The following is a 17,162-nucleotide window of genomic DNA, read 5'->3' on the forward strand; positions in this document are numbered from 1 at the left end:
AATCCGTCGGTGTTGATGATCAGTGGGTCACGCGGTTGTCATTGGCGACAACCTCACCGCGCAGCGAATGCGGGAAGGCATGCACGATGTGCACATCCAGCATCTGGCCGATCAGCTGGTCGCGGCGCGCCTGCGGCAGGTCCGGCAGGGCGAAGTTGACGACGCGGTTGTTCTCGGTGCGGCCGTGCAGCTCGGTCGGGTCCTTGCGCGACGGGCCTTCGACCAGGATGCGCTGCGTGCTGCCGACCATGCTTTGGCTGATGCGCGCGACGTTCTCTTCGATGGTCGCCTGCAAATGTTTCAGGCGTTCGAGCTTGACGGCCTGCGGCGTATCGTCGTGCAGGTTGGCTGCTGGCGTGCCGGGGCGCGGGCTGTAGATGAAGCTGAACGAGGTGTCGTAGCCGATCTCGTGGATCAGGTCCATCGTCTTGGCGAAGTCCGCATCGGTCTCGCCCGGGAAGCCGACGATGAAGTCGGTGGCGATCGAGATGTTCGGCCGGATCGCGCGCAGCTTGCGGATGCTGCTCTTGTATTCGAGCACCGTGTAGCCGCGCTTCATTGCCATCAGGATGCGGTCGGAGCCGTGCTGCACGGGCAGGTGCAGGTGGTCGACCAGCTTCGGGTTGGTGGCATACGCCTCGATCAGGCGCGAGGTGAATTCCTTCGGGTGGCTGGTCGTGTAGCGGATGCGCTCGATGCCCGGAATCTCGGCCACGTATTCGAGCAGCAGGGCGAAGTCAGCACGCTCGCTGGTGTCGCCCATCTTGCCGATGTAGGCGTTGACGTTCTGGCCCAGCAGCGTGACTTCGCGCACGCCTTGCTCAGCCAGGCCGGCCACTTCGGCCAGCACGTCGTCGAACGGGCGCGAGACTTCTTCACCGCGCGTGTAGGGCACCACGCAGTAGCTGCAGTACTTCGAGCAGCCTTCCATGATCGACACGAAGGCGGTCGAGCCTTCCACGCGTGCGGGCGGCAGGTGGTCGAATTTTTCGATCTCGGGGAAGGACACGTCGACCTGCGAGCGGCCCGTGCGGCGGCGTGCGGCGATCAGCTCCGGCAGGCGGTGCAGCGTCTGCGGGCCGAAGACCACATCCACGTAGGGCGCGCGCGCCACGATGGAAGCGCCTTCCTGGCTGGCCACGCAGCCGCCCACACCAACGACGAGGTCCGGCTTGAGCGCCTTGAGCGCCTTCACGCGGCCCAGCTCGGAGAACACCTTCTCCTGCGCCTTCTCGCGCACGGAGCACGTGTTGAAGAGGATCACGTCCGCATCTTCGGGCGTGTCGGTGGGGACGAGACCTTCAGCTGCGTTGAGCACGTCGGACATCTTGTCCGAGTCGTACTCATTCATCTGGCAGCCGTAGGTTTTGATGAAGACTTTTTTCATGTGCCGTTCACAGTGGTTGACCTGGGGGCACGTGCTTCGTGGGGCGTTCTGGCGGTTCGGCTATTGGGACTGCGCTTGCGCCTGTGCGGCGACCGCGGCCTTGTAGTCGTCATCGCTGACAACCCAGGCCGTCAGCAACTGCTGATACAGGTCGAGCTGATAGCGCACCTTGAACGTCTGGCCGACCACCGAACCGGGCGGCATCAGCCGGCCATCCAGCGACAGGATCCGCACGCCCGGGGCGAAGCGGATATCGGCCTTGGTGGTTCCGAAACCGAGCAGCAGGATGTTCACCAAGCCCGTGCTGCCAGTGGTCAGCGTGCCGGTATTGACCGAATTGACGGTCAACTGGGCAGCCGGAGCCACCGCCGGAATGTTGCGCAGGACTTGCGCATGGGCGGACAGCAGCGGCGCTGATGCCGCAACTGCGGCAAAGGCTAGGGCGAGGACTTGGCGTCGGGTGCGCATGGCGTCGTCAGGAGAAAGCCACCGCCGGGTGAGCGACCCGGCACACGAAACACGAGACAACCCGACATTGTAACGCTGGCCGGTGGGTTCCTATAGCGCTTCGGCAATCTTTGCGGCCAGTGCAACACCGCTCAGGAACGCGGCTTCCACACGCGGGCCCTCGCACCAGTCGCCGCAGGCGCCCAGGCGGTTGGCGGCGTCCCAATGGCAGGGCATTTCCGCCGACTGTTCGACCAGCGCATGCGGCCACAGATGGGCCGCCATGACGTCGGGCTCGGGCGTGCCGGGAAAGGCCTCGGCAAAGCGGGCGTGCAGGGCGTGCAGCGCCTGCTCGGGGGTGTCCGTGGCGTGTGCGGCCGACCAGCCCGGCGACGCATGCACCACCCAGGATTCATCGACCATCACCCGGCCCGGTTTGGTGTTGTCGCGTGCGGCCCAGGCGAGCATGTCGTCGTCAATGCGGATGCCGTCGTACGGCAAGTCCAGCGATTGCGTAAAGCCCATCATCAGCGCCCAGCAGGGGGCGTAGCGTACCGGCGCAATGGATGCCTGTAGCGAGGTGGGTGCCGCGTTGCCAAACAGCGCCGGCAGCTCGGGCGCGGGCAGGGCCAGGGCGATGATGTCGGCGTGGGTGGTGTCGGCGCCGTCGCGCTCGATGGTCCAGCGGCGTCCTTCGTGCGCCACGCGCGTGACAGCGTGGCCGAAGCGCACATCCAGTGGCGTCGCCAGACTGCGCACCAGCGCGCCCATGCCGGGCAGGCCGACATAGCGGGCCTCGTCGCGTGAATCCGCCTGCAGGGCGTCTGCCGTGCGGTGGCCCCAGCGTGCCGGCCACGGCATCACCGAGCCCTGCCGGCGGGCAGCGTCCACCGCACGGCGGAAGGCTTCGCTGCGCACGTTGAATGACTGCGCACCGTGGTCGAAGGCATAGGCTGGGGCGCCCTCGGGCAGCACTGTGGTGGCCAGCCGGCCGCCCACGCCGCCCGCGCGTTCAAAGACGGTGGCGGCAATGCCTTCTGCGGCAAGCGCGTTGGCACAGGCAACACCGGCAATGCCGGCTCCGACGATGGCGATGGAAGGCTGGGTCATGGATGGCGTGGCGGGCTGGGCGGAACAGGAGATCGGTTCTGAAACCCCGCCATCATATCGGGTCATGTCGTTGTGAAAAACGGCAATGAAAAACGCCACCCGAAGGTGGCGTTTGCCGCAGCTCAACCGATTGGGGCAACTCGGCAGCTTAGAACTTGTAGCCAATCGCCAGCCCAAAGACGAGCGGGTCGACCTTGATGTCGGTCTTGTTGACCGCCAGCACCTGGCCCTGCGCGCTGCGGATCGTGATGGTGGATGTGGTCTTCAGCGGCAGGTACGACACCGTGCCGATGGCGGTCCAGTTCTTGGCGAACTCATACGACACGCCCACGTTGCCCACCGGCGTCCAGGAGCTCGACGTTTCTGCCGTTACCTTGGCCGTGCCGCTCGGCACCTGGCCCATGCCCAGCTGCAGCACCTGGCCGAGGTTTTGCAGCGCGTTCACGAAGTTCGGGTTCAGCTTCAGGTTGGTGAAGAAGTTGTAGCTGACACCGGCGCCGACGAACGGACGGAACTTGCTTTCCTTCGTGCCGAAGTAGTACTGGGCGACGATGGCCGGGCTCCACTCACGCACGGTGGCGACCGGGTTGTTCTGCGGCAGCCCCAGGTTGATGAGTGTCAGCGGCCCGATGACCGGCACCGGTGCGATCACGTTGCCGCTGCCGTACAGGTCGAACTTGGGTGGCACGCCGCCCACGAACGTACCGGCGATGTTGTCCGTAAAGAAGTGCGTGAATGTGAGCGACAGCGTGTTGGCGTTACTGACTCGCACGTCAGTTCCGGGCGACTGATACGTGCCCAGGCCCAGCGCGCCGGTGGTGGTGGTCAGTGGCGTGGCCGAATCCATCGGACGGATGTAGAACCAACCCAACGCCATGACGTTGCGGCCCCAGACGTAGTCGTCCATGAATTGTCCGAATCCGCCACCACTGGAGTTGCTCGCGCCGGTGCTGGCACTTGCAGCGACGTTGGCTTCTGCGGTGGATTGCGCGTGAGCAGCGGAGGCTGCAAGGGTGCTGACAGCAGCGCAGGCAAGGGCTGCAGCAAAGCGGCGGGCGGTGCGGTTCATGTGGTTGTCTCTCTGGATAGGATTGTTATTTCGCCTAAGTGTGGCGATTTGTGTTTCCGCAGCATAACGCAGCGATTTCTCTGTGTTCGTTGAAGCTTTCCTCTAGCTGGTACGCACGCCACAGGGGTTTCCCCTAGGCGTGTTTGATACCGGTCGCCCGAGCGGCGGAGCCTTGGTGCGCAACGTTCTACGGGTGGGGCTTCAAAACTTGTATTCCGGGTTCTTGGGGTTGAAGGTTTGGTCGTTCCAGGTCTTGCGCGTCACGCTCTCGATGACGATCTTCTCGAGCTGGTTGCCCGACTCATCCCAGGATTCTTCGACACGAACCCAGGGGTTCTTGAGGTCGAAAAACAGGCGCACGCGCTTGGCGTAGAACGTGGGTGGGCCACTGGGGGCATCCCAGGTCAGGCGCAGCATGCGCTCGCCGCCTTCGGTCACCATCTTGGCCTCGTTGAACTTGCCGGTGCCACCGGCAGCCACGTGGGCGCGCCCATCGCGTTCCACCGTGTCGACGATGAACTGCAGCCCCAGTTCACGCGCGGTGTGGTTCGACTGCGATTTGGCGAGCGACCCGTCCAGCGCGCTCCAGATGGCGGCAAAGCCAAGCAGGCCGCCGAGGTGGCCGTACATCTCATCGCGGCGCACGGTCTCGTCGTAGATGATTTCCTGGCCGGCATGCGCGCCCCCCTTGAGCCAGCGGGCGTACACCTGGCGTGGTGCGTTGCGGTAGCGGATCAGCATCAGGGCCGGCTGGCTTTGCCACTGGTCTTTCACGCGCTCCTGGCGGCGCATGCGGTATTCGTACTCCGGCAGCTTGGCGACCTCAGCGCGCAGCCAGCGCAGCAGCGTTTCGGGCTTCATCGCCTGCGCCATGGCGAGGATGTCGTCGTCAGACCAGTCGGCAAAGGCGTTGGCCTGGACCTGGCCGGCAAGCCAGGTCGTCTGCCGGGCGACATCCATGGCGCCAAAGCTGCTGATGGCGGTGGACTGGGATGCAGCGGCTGCCGTGGCGGCAGGTACGGTGGGCGCGGAAGCCTCAGGCGTCTGCGCCCACGCGGCGCTCGTGCAGACCAGTGCCGTCGCCAGGGCAAGCGCGCGCAGTTGCATGCGGGTCTTCTCCATCGTTGCGATTGTCATGGGGGTCATTGCTGGGCCTCGGCGCGGGCGCGCTTGATGTCGGGGTCGGCATCGCGCAGTTCGCGGCGCAGGATCTTGCCGACGGTCGACTTCGGCAGCTCCTCATCGCGGAACTCGACAATGCGCGGCATCTTGTAGCCGGTCAGGTGGGCGCGGCAGTGTTCGAGCAGTGCCGGCTCCGTCAGCGCGCCGGTGCGCCGCACCACGATGACCTTCACGCGCTCACCCGCCACCGGGTCGGGCACGCCAATGGCGGCCACCTCCAGCACTTCGGGGTGCAGCGCGACGGCGTCTTCGATCTCATTCGGGTACACGTTGAAGCCCGAGACCAGGATCATGTCCTTCTTGCGGTCGATCAGGCGGATGTAGCCGTTGGCGTCCATCACGCCGATGTCGCCGGTGGAGAACCAGCCGTCCGCGTCGATGGCTTTGGCGGTTTCATCGGGGCGTTGCCAGTAGCCGCGCATCACCTGCGGGCCGCGCACCTGCAGCTCGCCGGGTTCGCCCAGCGGCGCGATGCTGCCATCGTCGGCCTTGAAGCGCACCTCGGTGGATGGCGCCGGCAGGCCGATGGTGCCGCTGAACTCGGTCACCTGCGGCGGGTTCATCGACACCACGGGCGAGCATTCCGTCAGCCCGTAGCCCTCAACGATGGTGTGGCCCGTGACCTGCTTCCAGCGCTGCGCGATGGCGCGCTGCACCGCCATGCCGCCGCCGATGGTGATCTTCATGGCCGAGAAATCACGCTTGGCAAATTCCGGATCTTCCAGCAGCGAGTTGAACAACGTGTTGACGCCGGCAATGCCCGAGAAGCGCTCGTTGCGCAGGATGAACAGCACGCGCTTGGTGTCGCGCGGATTGGCAATCAGGATGTTGCGCCCGCCCATGGTCATGAACATCAGCAGGTTCACCGTGAGCGAGAAGATGTGATACAGCGGCAGCAGCGTGACGTTGGTCTCCGCATCGTCCGAGAGCATGCCCTTGGACCACACCTCCGCCTGCAGCAGGTTGGCGATGATGTTGCGGTGGGTGAGCATCGCGCCCTTGGCCACGCCCGTGGTGCCGCCGGTGTACTGCAGGAAGGCGATGTCTTCCGGCGCCAGTGACACGGCTTGCGGCGCACGCGTACGCCCTGTGGCCAGCGCATCGCGCAACCAGATGGGGGACGGCAGCTTGTATGCCGGTACCTGCTTCTGCACATTGCGCATCACGAAGTTCAGAGCACGGCCCTTGAGGTTGAGTGCCCCGCCCATCAGGTCGCCAATGCCGGTCAGGACGATGTTGCGCACCTGGGTGCCGGGCAGCGCCTGTTCGAGCGTGCGCGCGAAGTTCTCCAGCACGACGATGGTTTGCGCGCCGGAATCGCGCAGCTGGTGTGCCAGTTCGGGCACCGTGTACAGCGGGTTCACGTTGACGACGATGGCACCGGCCAGCAGCGTACCGAACAGGCACACCGGGTACTGCAGGCTGTTAGGCAGCATGATCGCCACGCGGTCGCCTTTCTTCACGCCGCGCGATTGCAGCCACGCCGCGAAGTGCTTGGCCTGACGTTCGCATTGGTCGTACGTCATCTCGGTACCCACGCTCACATAAGCGACGCGGGTGCGGTACTTCTCCACCGATTCGCGAAACACCTCGGCCAGCGAGTGATAGCGGTCGGGGTCGATCTCGGCGGGCACGCCTTCGGGATACGACTTCAGCCAGATGCGGTCGGTCAGATTGTTGTGGTCAGCAACGGTGTTCATGGTGTCTCCGTCCATGAAACGCGGCATGGTTTTGTTATGTGCCGCGCGGGTTCTTGAGGTGGGCCGTTCCCGTTGGCCCATTGGTTCAGTTCGACATCGTTTCAGGGCGCTCCAGGATGGCAACCACGCCTTGTCCGCCGGCCGCGCAGATCGACACCAGCCCGCGCCCGCTGCCGCGCTGCGCCAGCATCTTGGCGAGCGTGGCGACGATGCGCCCGCCGGTGGCGGCAAACGGATGGCCCGTGCCCAGCGAGCTGCCGTTCACGTTGAGCTTGCTGCGGTCGATGCTGCCGAGTGGCGCGCTGCGGCCGAGCTTTTCGCGGCAGTACTCGGGCGACTCCCATGCGGCCAGTGTGCAGAGCACCTGGGCGGCAAAAGCTTCGTGGATCTCGTAGTAGTCAAAGTCTTGCAGCGTGAGGCCTGCGCGCTGCAGCATGCGCGAGACGGCATAGGCCGGCGCCATCAGCAGCCCTTCGTTCTGCTCGGGTGTGCCGCTGAAGAAATCGACCGCAGCCGTATCTGCGCAGGTCATGTAGGCGAGCACAGGCAGGTTGTGCGCGCGCGCCCAGTCCTCGCTGGCCAGCAGCACGCACGATGCGCCATCGGTGAGGGGCGTGGAGTTGCCGGCGGTCATGGTGCCGCTGGCGCTGCGGTCGAATACCGGCTGCAGCTTGGCGAGCTGTTCTGCAGTGAGGTTGCTGCGCAGGTTGTTGTCGCGGTCCAGCCCGAGGTGGGCGGTCATGAGGTCGGTGAAGAAGCCGCGCTCGTAGGCGGCCGTCAGGTTGTGGTGGCTGCGCAGGGCCAGTGCATCCTGGTCTTCGCGGCGGATGCCCCAGCGCTTGGCCATCAGCTCGCAGTGCTCCCCCATCGACAGGCCCGTGCGCGGCTCACTGTTGCGCGGCAGGAGTGGGCGCACGAACATCGACGGCCGCAGGCCGGCCAGTGCTTTGAGGCGCGCGCCGGTGGATTTGGCGCGATTGGCTTCCAGCAGGATCTTGCGCATCTTCTCGTTCAGGCCGACGGGCGCGTCGGACGTCGTATCCGTGCCGCCCGCGATGCCCACGTCGATCTGCCCCAGCGCGATCTTGTTGGCGACCAGGATGGCGGCTTCCAGCCCCGTGCCGCATGCCTGCTGCACGTCGTACGCGGGCGTTTGCTTGGCGAGCGTGGTGGAGAGCACCGATTCGCGTGTCAGATTGAAATCCCGCGAGAGCTTGATCACGGCGCCGGCCACCACTTCGTCCAGGCGCTGGCCGTGCAGGTTGAATCGGTCGACCAGGCCCTGCAGCGCGGCGGTCAGCATCTGCTGGTTCGATGCGGTGGCATAAGCCGTGTTCGAGCGGGCAAACGGAATGCGGTTGCCCCCGAGGATGGCGACGCGACGCACCTGAGTGTTGACGAGCATGGATCTACTCTCCCGTGTGTTCTTGTTGTGCCTGCGGCAGCGTCAGCACGCCGCGCAGATAGGGTCTGTCGCCGGCAGTGTTGCGTACCTCGAAGGCGCCACCCGGCGCGGCATCTTCGGCTTGCCAGAGCGTGGCGGCGCCCGGCAGTTGCAGCGGCGTCTTGAATTCGGCCACCACTTCGCCCCGGGCAAGTGGCGCGGCCGGCAGCAACGCTGCCAGCGCGCGCGCCTTGGTCCACATGCCGTGGGCGATGGGGTGGGCGAAGCCAAACAACCTCGCGCCAAGGTTCGATACGTGGATCGGATTCCAGTCGCCTGAGACACGGGCGTAGCGGCGGCCGGTGTCGGCGGGCGCATCCCAGTGGCCATCGGGCGACAGGTCTTGCGTCGCCGGCAAGGCGATCAGCGGCGCGCCCTGCGGAGACGGCACGCCCACGCGCAGGTAGGTCGAGAGCGATTCCCACACCACTGCACCGGCCCGAATGACGGCTGTCTCGATGGCAAACGCCTGTCCGCGCGCATGCTGGAACAGTCGGCGCGGGCGGACCTCCACACGCACGCGTTCACCGGCGGTGAGTGGTTGATGCTGACGGATCGTGTTGCACAGATGCACCAGCCCGATCACCGGATACGGGAACGTCGATTCCGTCATCAGCATGAGTTGCAGCGGAAAGCCCAGCAGGTGCGGGTACGTTATCGGCACGCCGTGTGCGGGCGAGAAGCCACAGACTGCTGCGTAGTGCGCGATGTGCTCCGCATCCAGCGGCACCTCTTGCCGCACCAGTGTGTGGCGCGGCAGCGGCCCGCCGCGCTTGCCCTTGCGTTGCGACAGCAGCGCCCGCCACGCCAGCGCCCTGGCCGATGGCGGTGTGGTCACCAGCGTCTGCGTGGCAGCGAATGGCGTGACAGTCGCGCGGGGGCGTGCGGCAACGGTGGGCGGCATGATTGTTCTACGCTCCGAGCAGGCTCTGGCCGCACACGCGTACCACGTTGCCTGTCACACCGTTGGATGCCGGACACGCAAACCACGCAATCGCCTCGGCCACGTCGACGGGTTGGCCGCCCTGGCTCATGGCATTCATGCGGCGGCCCGCCTCGCGAATAGCGAAGGGCACGGCCGCCGTCATCTGCGTTTCGATAAAGCCCGGTGCGACGGCGTTGATGGTGATGCCGCGTTCGGCCAGCGGCGGCGCACTGGCTTGTACCAGCCCGATCACACCCGCCTTGGACGTCGCATAGTTGGTCTGCCCCAGGTTGCCCGCAATACCGCTGATGGACGACACGCACACGATGGCCCCGCCCGCATGCAGCGCGTTGGCGGCGAGCAGCGCGTCGTTGATACGCAACTGCGCGGTGAGGTTGATGTCGAGCACGCTGCGCCACGCCGGTTCGGCCATGCGGGCGATGGTCTTGTCGCGCGTGATGCCGGCGTTGTGCACGAGGATGTCGATGCCGCCCAGCGCCGCCAACTGCTGTGCGAGCACGGCGGGTGTTTCCGGCGCGGCAATGTCATAGGCCAGCGCTTCACCGCCGATCTCCTGCGCCACGGCGTTCAACCCTTCCTGTGCAGCCGGCACATCGAGGCACAGCACACGCGCACCGTCACGCGCCAGCACGTGCGTAATTGCCGCGCCGATGCCACGCGAGGCCCCCGTCACCAGTGCGGTACGCCCGGCCAGCGGCTTCTGCCAATCCACGGAAGCCGGCGCTGCGGCGCGCACGCGCACCACCTGCCCCGATACATATGCTGAGCGCGCCGACAGCAGAAAGCGCAGCGTTGACGCCGCTACGTTCTCGGCGCCCTCCGCCACGTAGACGAGCTGCGCCGTGCAACCACGCCGGATCTCCTTGCCAAGCGAGCGCGTCATCCCCTCCAGCGCGCGCTGGGCGATAGCAGCCTGCGGCGTCTTGCAATCTTCAGGCGGGCGGCCAATGACCACCACGCGCCCGCAGCGGCCGACTGCACGCACGCCATCGTGGAATACGTGATACAGCGCGTCGAGGTCTTCCGTTGTCTGCATGCCGGTGGCATCGAAGACGATGCCGCCGACGCGGTCAAATGCATCGCCTTCCTTGCCGGTGGGTGCAACAAAGCGCCCGGTGATCTGCCCGTGCCGGTTAGCAGCGCCGAGCCATTCGGGGTCGCTTTCATGAAAGCGCGTGGGCACGCCGATTTCGGCAAACAGCGCGGCCAGTGTTTCGCGCATTGCGCCGCCGGGTGCGGCACCCACCAGAAACGGGCCGATGAACTCCGGTTTCCCTTCCTGATACCGGCGCAACGGCACCGGCTGTGGCAGGCCAAGGTTGGCCGACAGCCATTTTCCAAAACCGGAACCGACGAAATCGAGGTACTTGTCTTGCATCGTTGTTGTTGTCTTGTTCTATGTCACGCCGTCAGGCTGCGCGGCGTTCGGCGGTTTGCAAGGCGTCGAGCGCATCCTTGCGGCGCTGCAGATCGGCCAGCAGGTTGAAGTCGGGCGGGAAGTCGTCCACGGCGACGGCGTGTTCGCCGTAGCGCGCGTAGTCGCACAGTTGCTTGCGTTCGGCCTCGTCGATGAGGCCTTGTGCCACGGCCTGCGCGGTCCAATCTTCGAAGTCGGGAAGGCTTTGCGGCACGGGCGGCAGCTTGCCTTCTCGGACGACGGGTTTCAAGCGCTGCTCGATGGCATCCACCGCCGGTTGGAGGCGGAAGGCCCATTCACCGTAAGCGATCGGGTCGATGTCGGGCGTGGGGCAGTACGAATCGGCCAGCAGGCGGTCACGCGCTGTGCCAGGCGTCTGCATCAGTTCGGCTACCTGTGCGGCCAGTGCGTCAGACGGTTTGCGATAAGGCGAGCCGAACGGGAAGATCAGCGCGCGCAGCAACCCGGCGATGCCGCGGTTCGGGAAGTTCGCCAGCACGCCGTCCAATGCGTCGTGCGCTTTGACTAGGGCGTCCTGCACCGACCAGTGCACCAGCGGCGCATCTTCAACTGGGCGGCCTTCGTCTTCAAAGCGCTTGAGCGCCGACGAGATCAGATACATCTGCGAGAGGATGTCGCCCAGGCGCCCGGTGATGCTTTCGCGGCGCTTGAGCGTGCCGCCCAGCGTGAACATCGACACATCGGACAGCAGCGCCAGTGCGGTCGAGAAGCGGTTGACGGCCTGGTAGTAGCGCTGCATCTCGGGCGCGGCATGGCTTGGCGCTGGCGCCACGCGACCGCCCGAGAGCGCATGCAGGAACGCGCGCACGAAGTTGCCCGCGATGAACGCACCGTGCCCAAACAGCGCCGCATCGAACGCGCGCAGCGTCTCCGGTGAATCTGCGCCTTGTGCGGCGGTCATCTCGCGCAGCACATACGGATGGCAGCGGATCACGCCCTGCCCGAAGATGATCAGGCAGCGCGTCATGATGTTCGCGCCTTCCACCGTGATGGCGATCGGCACTTGCTGGTACGCACGCGCCAGGAAGTTGTTCGGCCCCATGCAGATGCCCTTGCCGCCCACGATGTCCATCGCATCATTGACCACATCGCGCGCACGTTCGGTGACGTGGTACTTGGCGATGGCGGAGATGACCGAGGGCTTCTCGCCCAGGTCTACCGCCAGCGCAGACAGGCGCCGCGCCGCATCCATCATGTACAGGTTGCCACCCATGCGGCCAAGTGCTTCCTGAATGCCCTCGAACTTGCCGATGGGCGTGCGGAACTGGCGGCGCACGGCGGCATACGCGCCGGTACTGCGCACGGCAATCTTCGATAGCCCCACGTTGGACGACGGCAGCGAAATCGCACGGCCTGCCGCCAGGCATTCCATCAGCATGCGCCAGCCACGGCCCACCTGTGCCTGCCCGCCGATCACCCAGTCGATCGGGATGAACACATCCTTGCCCCAGTTGGGGCCGTTCTGGAACACCGCGTTCAGCGGCCAATGGCGGCGGCCGATGTTCACGCCCGGATGCTTGGTCGGGATGAGCGCGCAGGTGATACCGGGTTCTTTATCGCCACTGAGCAGCCCGTCCGGATCGACCGCGCGGAAGGCCAACCCCAGCACTGTCGCAATCGGCCCGAGCGTGATGTAGCGCTTGCTCCAGGTCACGCGAAAGCCCAGCATTTCGCGGCCCTCGTGCATACCGCGGCAGACCACACCCACGTCGGGAATGGCCGCCGCATCGGAACCCGCATACGCGTTGGTCAGCGCAAAGCAGGGGATCTCTTCACCGCGGGCGAGGCGCGGCAGGTAGTGGTTCTTTTGCGCTTCGGTGCCGTAGTGCAGCAGCAGTTCCGCCGGGCCCAGCGAGTTGGGCACCATGACCGATACGGCCGCTGCGGAGCAACGCGTCGACAGCTTCATGATGACCTGCGAGTGCGCATAGGCCGAGAAGCCTTTGCCGCCGTATTCCTTCGGGATGATCATGCCCAGGAAGCCCGCCCGCTTGGCGTAGGCCCACGCTTCGGGCGACATGTCTTGCCAGATCTGCGTGGTCTCCCAGTCGTTGGCGAGGTCGCAGAGCTTCTCGGTTTCCACGTCGAGGAACGCTTGTTCTTCCGGCGACAGACGCGGTGGCGGTGACGAGAGCAGGCGTTTCCAGTCCGGGCGGCCGGAGAAAAGTTCAGCATCCCACCAGACGGTGCCGGCCTCGATGGCGTCGCGCTCGGTTGGCGACATCTCCGGCATGATTTTCCGGAACACCGCCAGCACACGGCGCGTGATCAGCGTGCGGCGCAGCGGCTTGAACGTAAGCACCAGCGCCGGCAGTACGAAGACGATGGCAAGTAACGCGGTCATCACCGGGCCGACCAGGCTGAGCCATGCGCCCACCGCCAGCCACACACCGGTTGCGACCAGCCAAGCGAGTGCCGATGCTTCCATCGTGGCGAGCCCGAGCGCGCCGATGCAAAGCAGGACGATCCAGATCGTCGTCATGAGGGTCTCCATTCGATGCGTTCATGCGCTGGGCATTCGGTGGTTGCCGAATGCCCAGCGACTCTCGTGCCTACGGGGGCTGAAGCCGCGCTGCGCTTGGTTTTTCCGTCAGGCGCTGGGGCTGCGCCAGGGGCGCATCGGGTTGGCCGGGAAGATTGCGCGCGCGGCGTTGCTGCGGCGGATGGCCAGCGCACGGGTACGTGCCGTGGGTGAGGCGCTAGCATCCTCGTGCTCGTCACGGTCGTCACGGTCGTCGAGGGCGCTGTCGTGCTCGTCTTCGTGCGCGTCGGCATCTTCGGCCGCACTGGCGCGTGCGCCGGGCGTACGGCCAAACAGGTCACCGGCAAAAGGGGATGCGGTGGCGGGTGCCGTGGTGCGCTCGGGGGCACGGCCATTGCCGTTGCTGCTCCCGTTGCCATGGCGGCTTGAACCGCCATGACCATTGCCGCCGTCGCCGCCGTTGGGCGCATCGTCGGCCTGAACCACGGGTGTGGGGGCCTGGGCTTCGGCCAGTTCGACCACCTGGTCGAGTGCGCCGGCCTCGCCAGGCAGCGGAGCGTTGAGCGTGGCCACCACCAGCGCGGTCAGGCGCGCCAGCAGCGAGGCATCGTTCATCGGCTTGCCCTGCGTGAACATCGGCAGCAGGTTGTTGAGGTCATCCCCGGCCAGCACGCCGGCGAGTGCCTTGAGCGAGAAGTGCAGGCGCCAGCCGAGCTCAGCGCGCGGCACATGCGGCAGCGCGCTCGAAAACGCTTCGAAGAAGCGACCGAACACCGGCGCGTAATGCCCGAGCAGATAGTTCTGCACGAACGGCGAGGTGTCGGAATACACGCGGCCCATCAGACGCAGGAAGGCGGGGCCGCCGGTATCGGGGTTGCGCGCCATCTGCAGCGCCGGCACGAACAGCGCGCCGAGCACGTGATCGCACGTGAGCTGCTCCTTGGTCCAGCGTTCTTCGCAGGCCGTGAGCAGCGCCAGGCGGCGCGTGTTGAGTGGATCGAGCCGGCGGCCAAGCACCGACTGCATCAACGCTTCCTTGCTGCCGAAGTGATAGTTGACCGCAGCCAGATTGACCTTCGCGCGCGCGGTGATCTGCCGCAACGACATCGCCTCGTAGCCGAACTCGATGAACAGCAGTTCGGTGGCTTCCAGAATGCGGCCCTTGGTGTCTCCTGCTCCAGGACGTCCCATGTCTCCTACCTCGTTTTTTTAGGTCTGATATCGGCTCGATTGCTGCACTGCAGCGCTCTAACGCTCGATTCAAACATGTGTATGGGGTTGCCTGGGCATGTTAGGAACAGACGTTTGAAAACGCAAAGTTCCCAATTCGAGCGGGCACTCTAGACGAGGGGAGGTGGCCTGGAGAACGTATGAAACGCTTAGGCTGCAAGGTGAGTAGGCGCAAACATCCAAATTGCTAAAGGGATGTCTGCGCCGGGGTGGCTGGAGTCAGCCGGCTGGTTGATGGGGCGACTGCAGGCCGCTGAAGAATGCGGCAGCGTTTTGTGCAAGGGTGGCGAGGTGGTAGCCGCCTTCCTGGACGACCAGCGTTGGCAAGCCGAGCGCACCAACGGTTGCACCGAGGCGGCCAAAGCCTTCCGTCGACACATCCACCTGCGATTGCGGATCTTCGCGATAGATGTCGAAGCCGAGCGACAGCACCAGCGCATCGGGCTGGAAGCGTTCGAGTGCCGCAAGCGCCACGCCCAGCTTGTCGAAGAACACCGATTCCGGCGAGCGATGCGGCATGGGCAGGTTGATGTTCAGACCTTCGCCATCGCCTGCGCCGCGCTCGTCGTCAAAGCCCGCGACGACCGGGTAGAAGTTGGTCGGGTCGCCGTGGATGGAGACGTACAGCACGTCGGCGCGATCGTAGAAGATCTCCTGGATGCCCTGGCCGTGGTGCATGTCGGTATCGAGGATGGCGACACGCTTGTACTTGGCGCCGAATTGGCCAAGTAAGGCCTGTGCGGCCACGGCAGCGTTGTTGAGGTAGCAGAAGCCGCCGGCGGCTTCGCGGCGCGCGTGGTGGCCGGGCGGGCGGCACAGCGCGTAGGCCAGCCGCTCGCCGTTGAGGATGGCTTGCGCGCCGGCCGCAGCGCTCTGTGCCGACCAATAGGCCGATCGCCATGTGTTGGCACCGACGGGGCAACTGCCGTCCGCTAGGTAGCGCGCGGCCTGGGCCAGCACGCCGCGCAGTGCATTGGGCTCGCGCACGAAGATATTGGACATGACCTCGTCGCCCCAGTCTTCGGGCAGTCGGCGCCAGTCGGTGTGGGCGTCCTGCAGGAAGCGCAGATAGGGCTCGCCGTGCACAGCAGTGAGCGGCGCGAGGCCGTGGTCTTCGGGCTGCGCGATGGTGAAACCGAGATCGCGCGCGGCTTGCAACAGGTTGCGGGCACGGTCGGGCACCTCTTGCGGCGTGCGCATCTTGCCGCGCGAGTAGTAGCTCTGCGGATGGTGCAGCAGCTGTTCGGGATGGAAGAACGTCAGCATGGTGAAGCGGGTTGGGGGGAGATCGTTATGCGTTCACGGCATCGCCGGCGGGCGCGCGGCCACGCTGGCGCGCGTCAATGGCGGTGATGCAGACGAGCGACACGCCGGCGAGCAGCGTGTAGAACACCGCCAGCGGCCACCATTCGCCATGGAAGCGCTGCGCGAGGATGGTGCCGACCAGCGGTGTGAGCCCGCCCGCCACTGCACCGCACACTTGGTACGACAGCGAGATCGCCGAGTACCGCACGCGCGTCTCAAACACGCCCGACACAAAGCCCGCAATGACCGAGTAGAAGCTCGCCATGCACACCACGGCGATGGCGATCCCGAGAATCATCAGCGGCGCCTGCCGCGTCTGCACCAGCAGGAACATCGGATACGGCGACGCCATCGCCAGCAGCGCCATCAGCTTGAGGAAGCGCGCGCCGCCCAGCTTCTCCGCCAGCCAAGCCGCCAGTGGCTGCGCAAGAAACTGGATGAACGCCACCGCAAACAGGCAATCGAGAATCAACGTCTTCGACAGCGACAGGTACTGCGTCGTGTACGCGATCATGAACGTGTTGGTGAAGTACACGCCCGCAATGCCGATCGTGTTGGCACCGATGCACAGCAGCACCGGCACGCGCGCCGTCCGCCAGACCTCGGCGATCGGCAGCTTGGCCGTCTTGCGCTGCGCCTGCACCTGCGCAAACTCGGGCGATTCATTGACGCCCGAGCGAATCGCCGCGCCCACGACCAGCAGCACCGCACTTGCCAGGAAGGGCAGACGCCAGCCCCAGTCCATGAACACGTCTTTCTCCATCGACGTGACCAGGCGGAAGGCCAGCAGCGAGAGGATCAACCCCGCCGGGCTACCGAGCTGCGCAAACGATGCGAAGAACGTGCGGCGGCCCTTGGGCGCGTGTTCGCCCGCCATCAACACCGCGCCGCCCCATTCCCCGCCGACCGCGATGCCCTGCACCACGCGCAGCAGCACCAGCAGCACGGGCGCGAGCGCACCGGCGGTGGCGTACGTCGGCAGCAGGCCGATGCCGATGGTCGCCAGGCCCATCATCGTGAGCGTGATCATCAGCGCCTTCTTGCGGCCGATGCGGTCACCCCAGTGGCCGAACACGATGCCACCCAGCGGCCGCGCAAAGAAGCCCACGGCAAACGTACCGAACGACGCGAGCGTGCTGAGGAAGGGATCACCGCCTGGAAAGAACAACGGCCCGAAGACGAGCGCGGCGGCGGTGGCGTAGATGTAGAAGTCGTACCACTCGATCATGGTGCCGACAAAGGCGGCGGTGGCCGCGCGCGCAGGCTGACGCCCGCCCGGTTGAGACGATTGCATTGTGTAGCTCCTCACGAATATTTTTTCGCCCACTGCATCGAGGCAGCGGATGCGTGTTTATTGCCGGTTGACGGGTATTAGTCAAATTCTGAATACTTATCGTTTGTATAATTTGAACTCATATTCAC

At 65.6% G+C, this 17,162-nt stretch carries 13 protein-coding genes; all 13 read right to left on the reverse strand.

Annotated features, from left to right (window positions below; all coding sequences use genetic code 11):
• Nucleotides 1–19 precede the first annotated feature (19 nt).
• A complete protein-coding gene (gene miaB, locus F7R11_RS05290) occupies nt 20–1,387 on the reverse strand; it encodes a tRNA (N6-isopentenyl adenosine(37)-C2)-methylthiotransferase MiaB (protein WP_064801715.1) in 1,368 nt (455 codons plus the stop codon).
• Between the two features lie 60 nt (nt 1,388–1,447).
• The gene (locus F7R11_RS05295; protein ID WP_064801717.1) at nt 1,448–1,855 is read right to left on the reverse strand and encodes a hypothetical protein; all 408 of its coding nucleotides are present in this window, start codon (nt 1,853–1,855) and stop codon (nt 1,448–1,450) included.
• A gap of 90 nt (nt 1,856–1,945) precedes the next feature.
• Nucleotides 1,946–2,944: an NAD(P)/FAD-dependent oxidoreductase gene (locus F7R11_RS05300; RefSeq protein WP_064801719.1), complete on the reverse strand. Its 999-nt coding sequence runs from the start codon at nt 2,942–2,944 to the stop codon at nt 1,946–1,948.
• A 148-nt stretch (nt 2,945–3,092) separates the two neighbouring features.
• Complete coding sequence (locus F7R11_RS05305; protein WP_064801721.1) at nt 3,093–4,013, reverse strand: OmpW/AlkL family protein; 921 nt, start codon at nt 4,011–4,013, stop codon at nt 3,093–3,095.
• 201 nt (nt 4,014–4,214) lie between these two features.
• On the reverse strand, nt 4,215–5,120 hold the full coding sequence (locus F7R11_RS05310; protein ID WP_064801723.1) for a DUF1571 domain-containing protein: 906 nt from the start codon (nt 5,118–5,120) through the stop codon (nt 4,215–4,217).
• Nucleotides 5,121–5,155: 35 nt separating this feature from the next.
• The gene (locus tag F7R11_RS05315; protein WP_064801725.1) at nt 5,156–6,895 is read right to left on the reverse strand and encodes an AMP-binding protein; all 1,740 of its coding nucleotides are present in this window, start codon (nt 6,893–6,895) and stop codon (nt 5,156–5,158) included.
• 85 nt (nt 6,896–6,980) lie between these two features.
• Nucleotides 6,981–8,300, reverse strand: coding sequence for an acetyl-CoA C-acetyltransferase (locus F7R11_RS05320; protein WP_064801728.1), 1,320 nt, complete (start codon nt 8,298–8,300; stop codon nt 6,981–6,983).
• Between the two features lie 4 nt (nt 8,301–8,304).
• Entirely contained in the window at nt 8,305–9,243 is a 939-nt protein-coding gene (locus F7R11_RS05325) for a MaoC/PaaZ C-terminal domain-containing protein (protein WP_064801729.1), read from the reverse strand.
• A gap of 7 nt (nt 9,244–9,250) precedes the next feature.
• The gene (locus tag F7R11_RS05330; protein WP_064801732.1) at nt 9,251–10,663 is read right to left on the reverse strand and encodes a 3-oxoacyl-ACP reductase; all 1,413 of its coding nucleotides are present in this window, start codon (nt 10,661–10,663) and stop codon (nt 9,251–9,253) included.
• A gap of 31 nt (nt 10,664–10,694) precedes the next feature.
• The gene (locus tag F7R11_RS05335) at nt 10,695–13,205 is read right to left on the reverse strand and encodes an acyl-CoA dehydrogenase (RefSeq protein WP_064801734.1); all 2,511 of its coding nucleotides are present in this window, start codon (nt 13,203–13,205) and stop codon (nt 10,695–10,697) included.
• A 108-nt stretch (nt 13,206–13,313) separates the two neighbouring features.
• On the reverse strand, nt 13,314–14,396 hold the full coding sequence (locus tag F7R11_RS05340) for a TetR/AcrR family transcriptional regulator (protein WP_064801736.1): 1,083 nt from the start codon (nt 14,394–14,396) through the stop codon (nt 13,314–13,316).
• A 258-nt stretch (nt 14,397–14,654) separates the two neighbouring features.
• Nucleotides 14,655–15,701, reverse strand: a complete 1,047-nt coding sequence (locus F7R11_RS05345) for a histone deacetylase family protein (protein WP_064801738.1) — start codon at nt 15,699–15,701, stop codon at nt 14,655–14,657.
• 25 nt (nt 15,702–15,726) lie between these two features.
• Nucleotides 15,727–17,034, reverse strand: a complete 1,308-nt coding sequence (locus F7R11_RS05350) for an MFS transporter (RefSeq protein WP_064801740.1) — start codon at nt 17,032–17,034, stop codon at nt 15,727–15,729.
• Nucleotides 17,035–17,162 lie beyond the last annotated feature (128 nt).

Source organism: Ralstonia insidiosa (genome assembly GCF_008801405.1).
Lineage (GTDB): Bacteria > Pseudomonadota > Gammaproteobacteria > Burkholderiales > Burkholderiaceae > Ralstonia > Ralstonia insidiosa.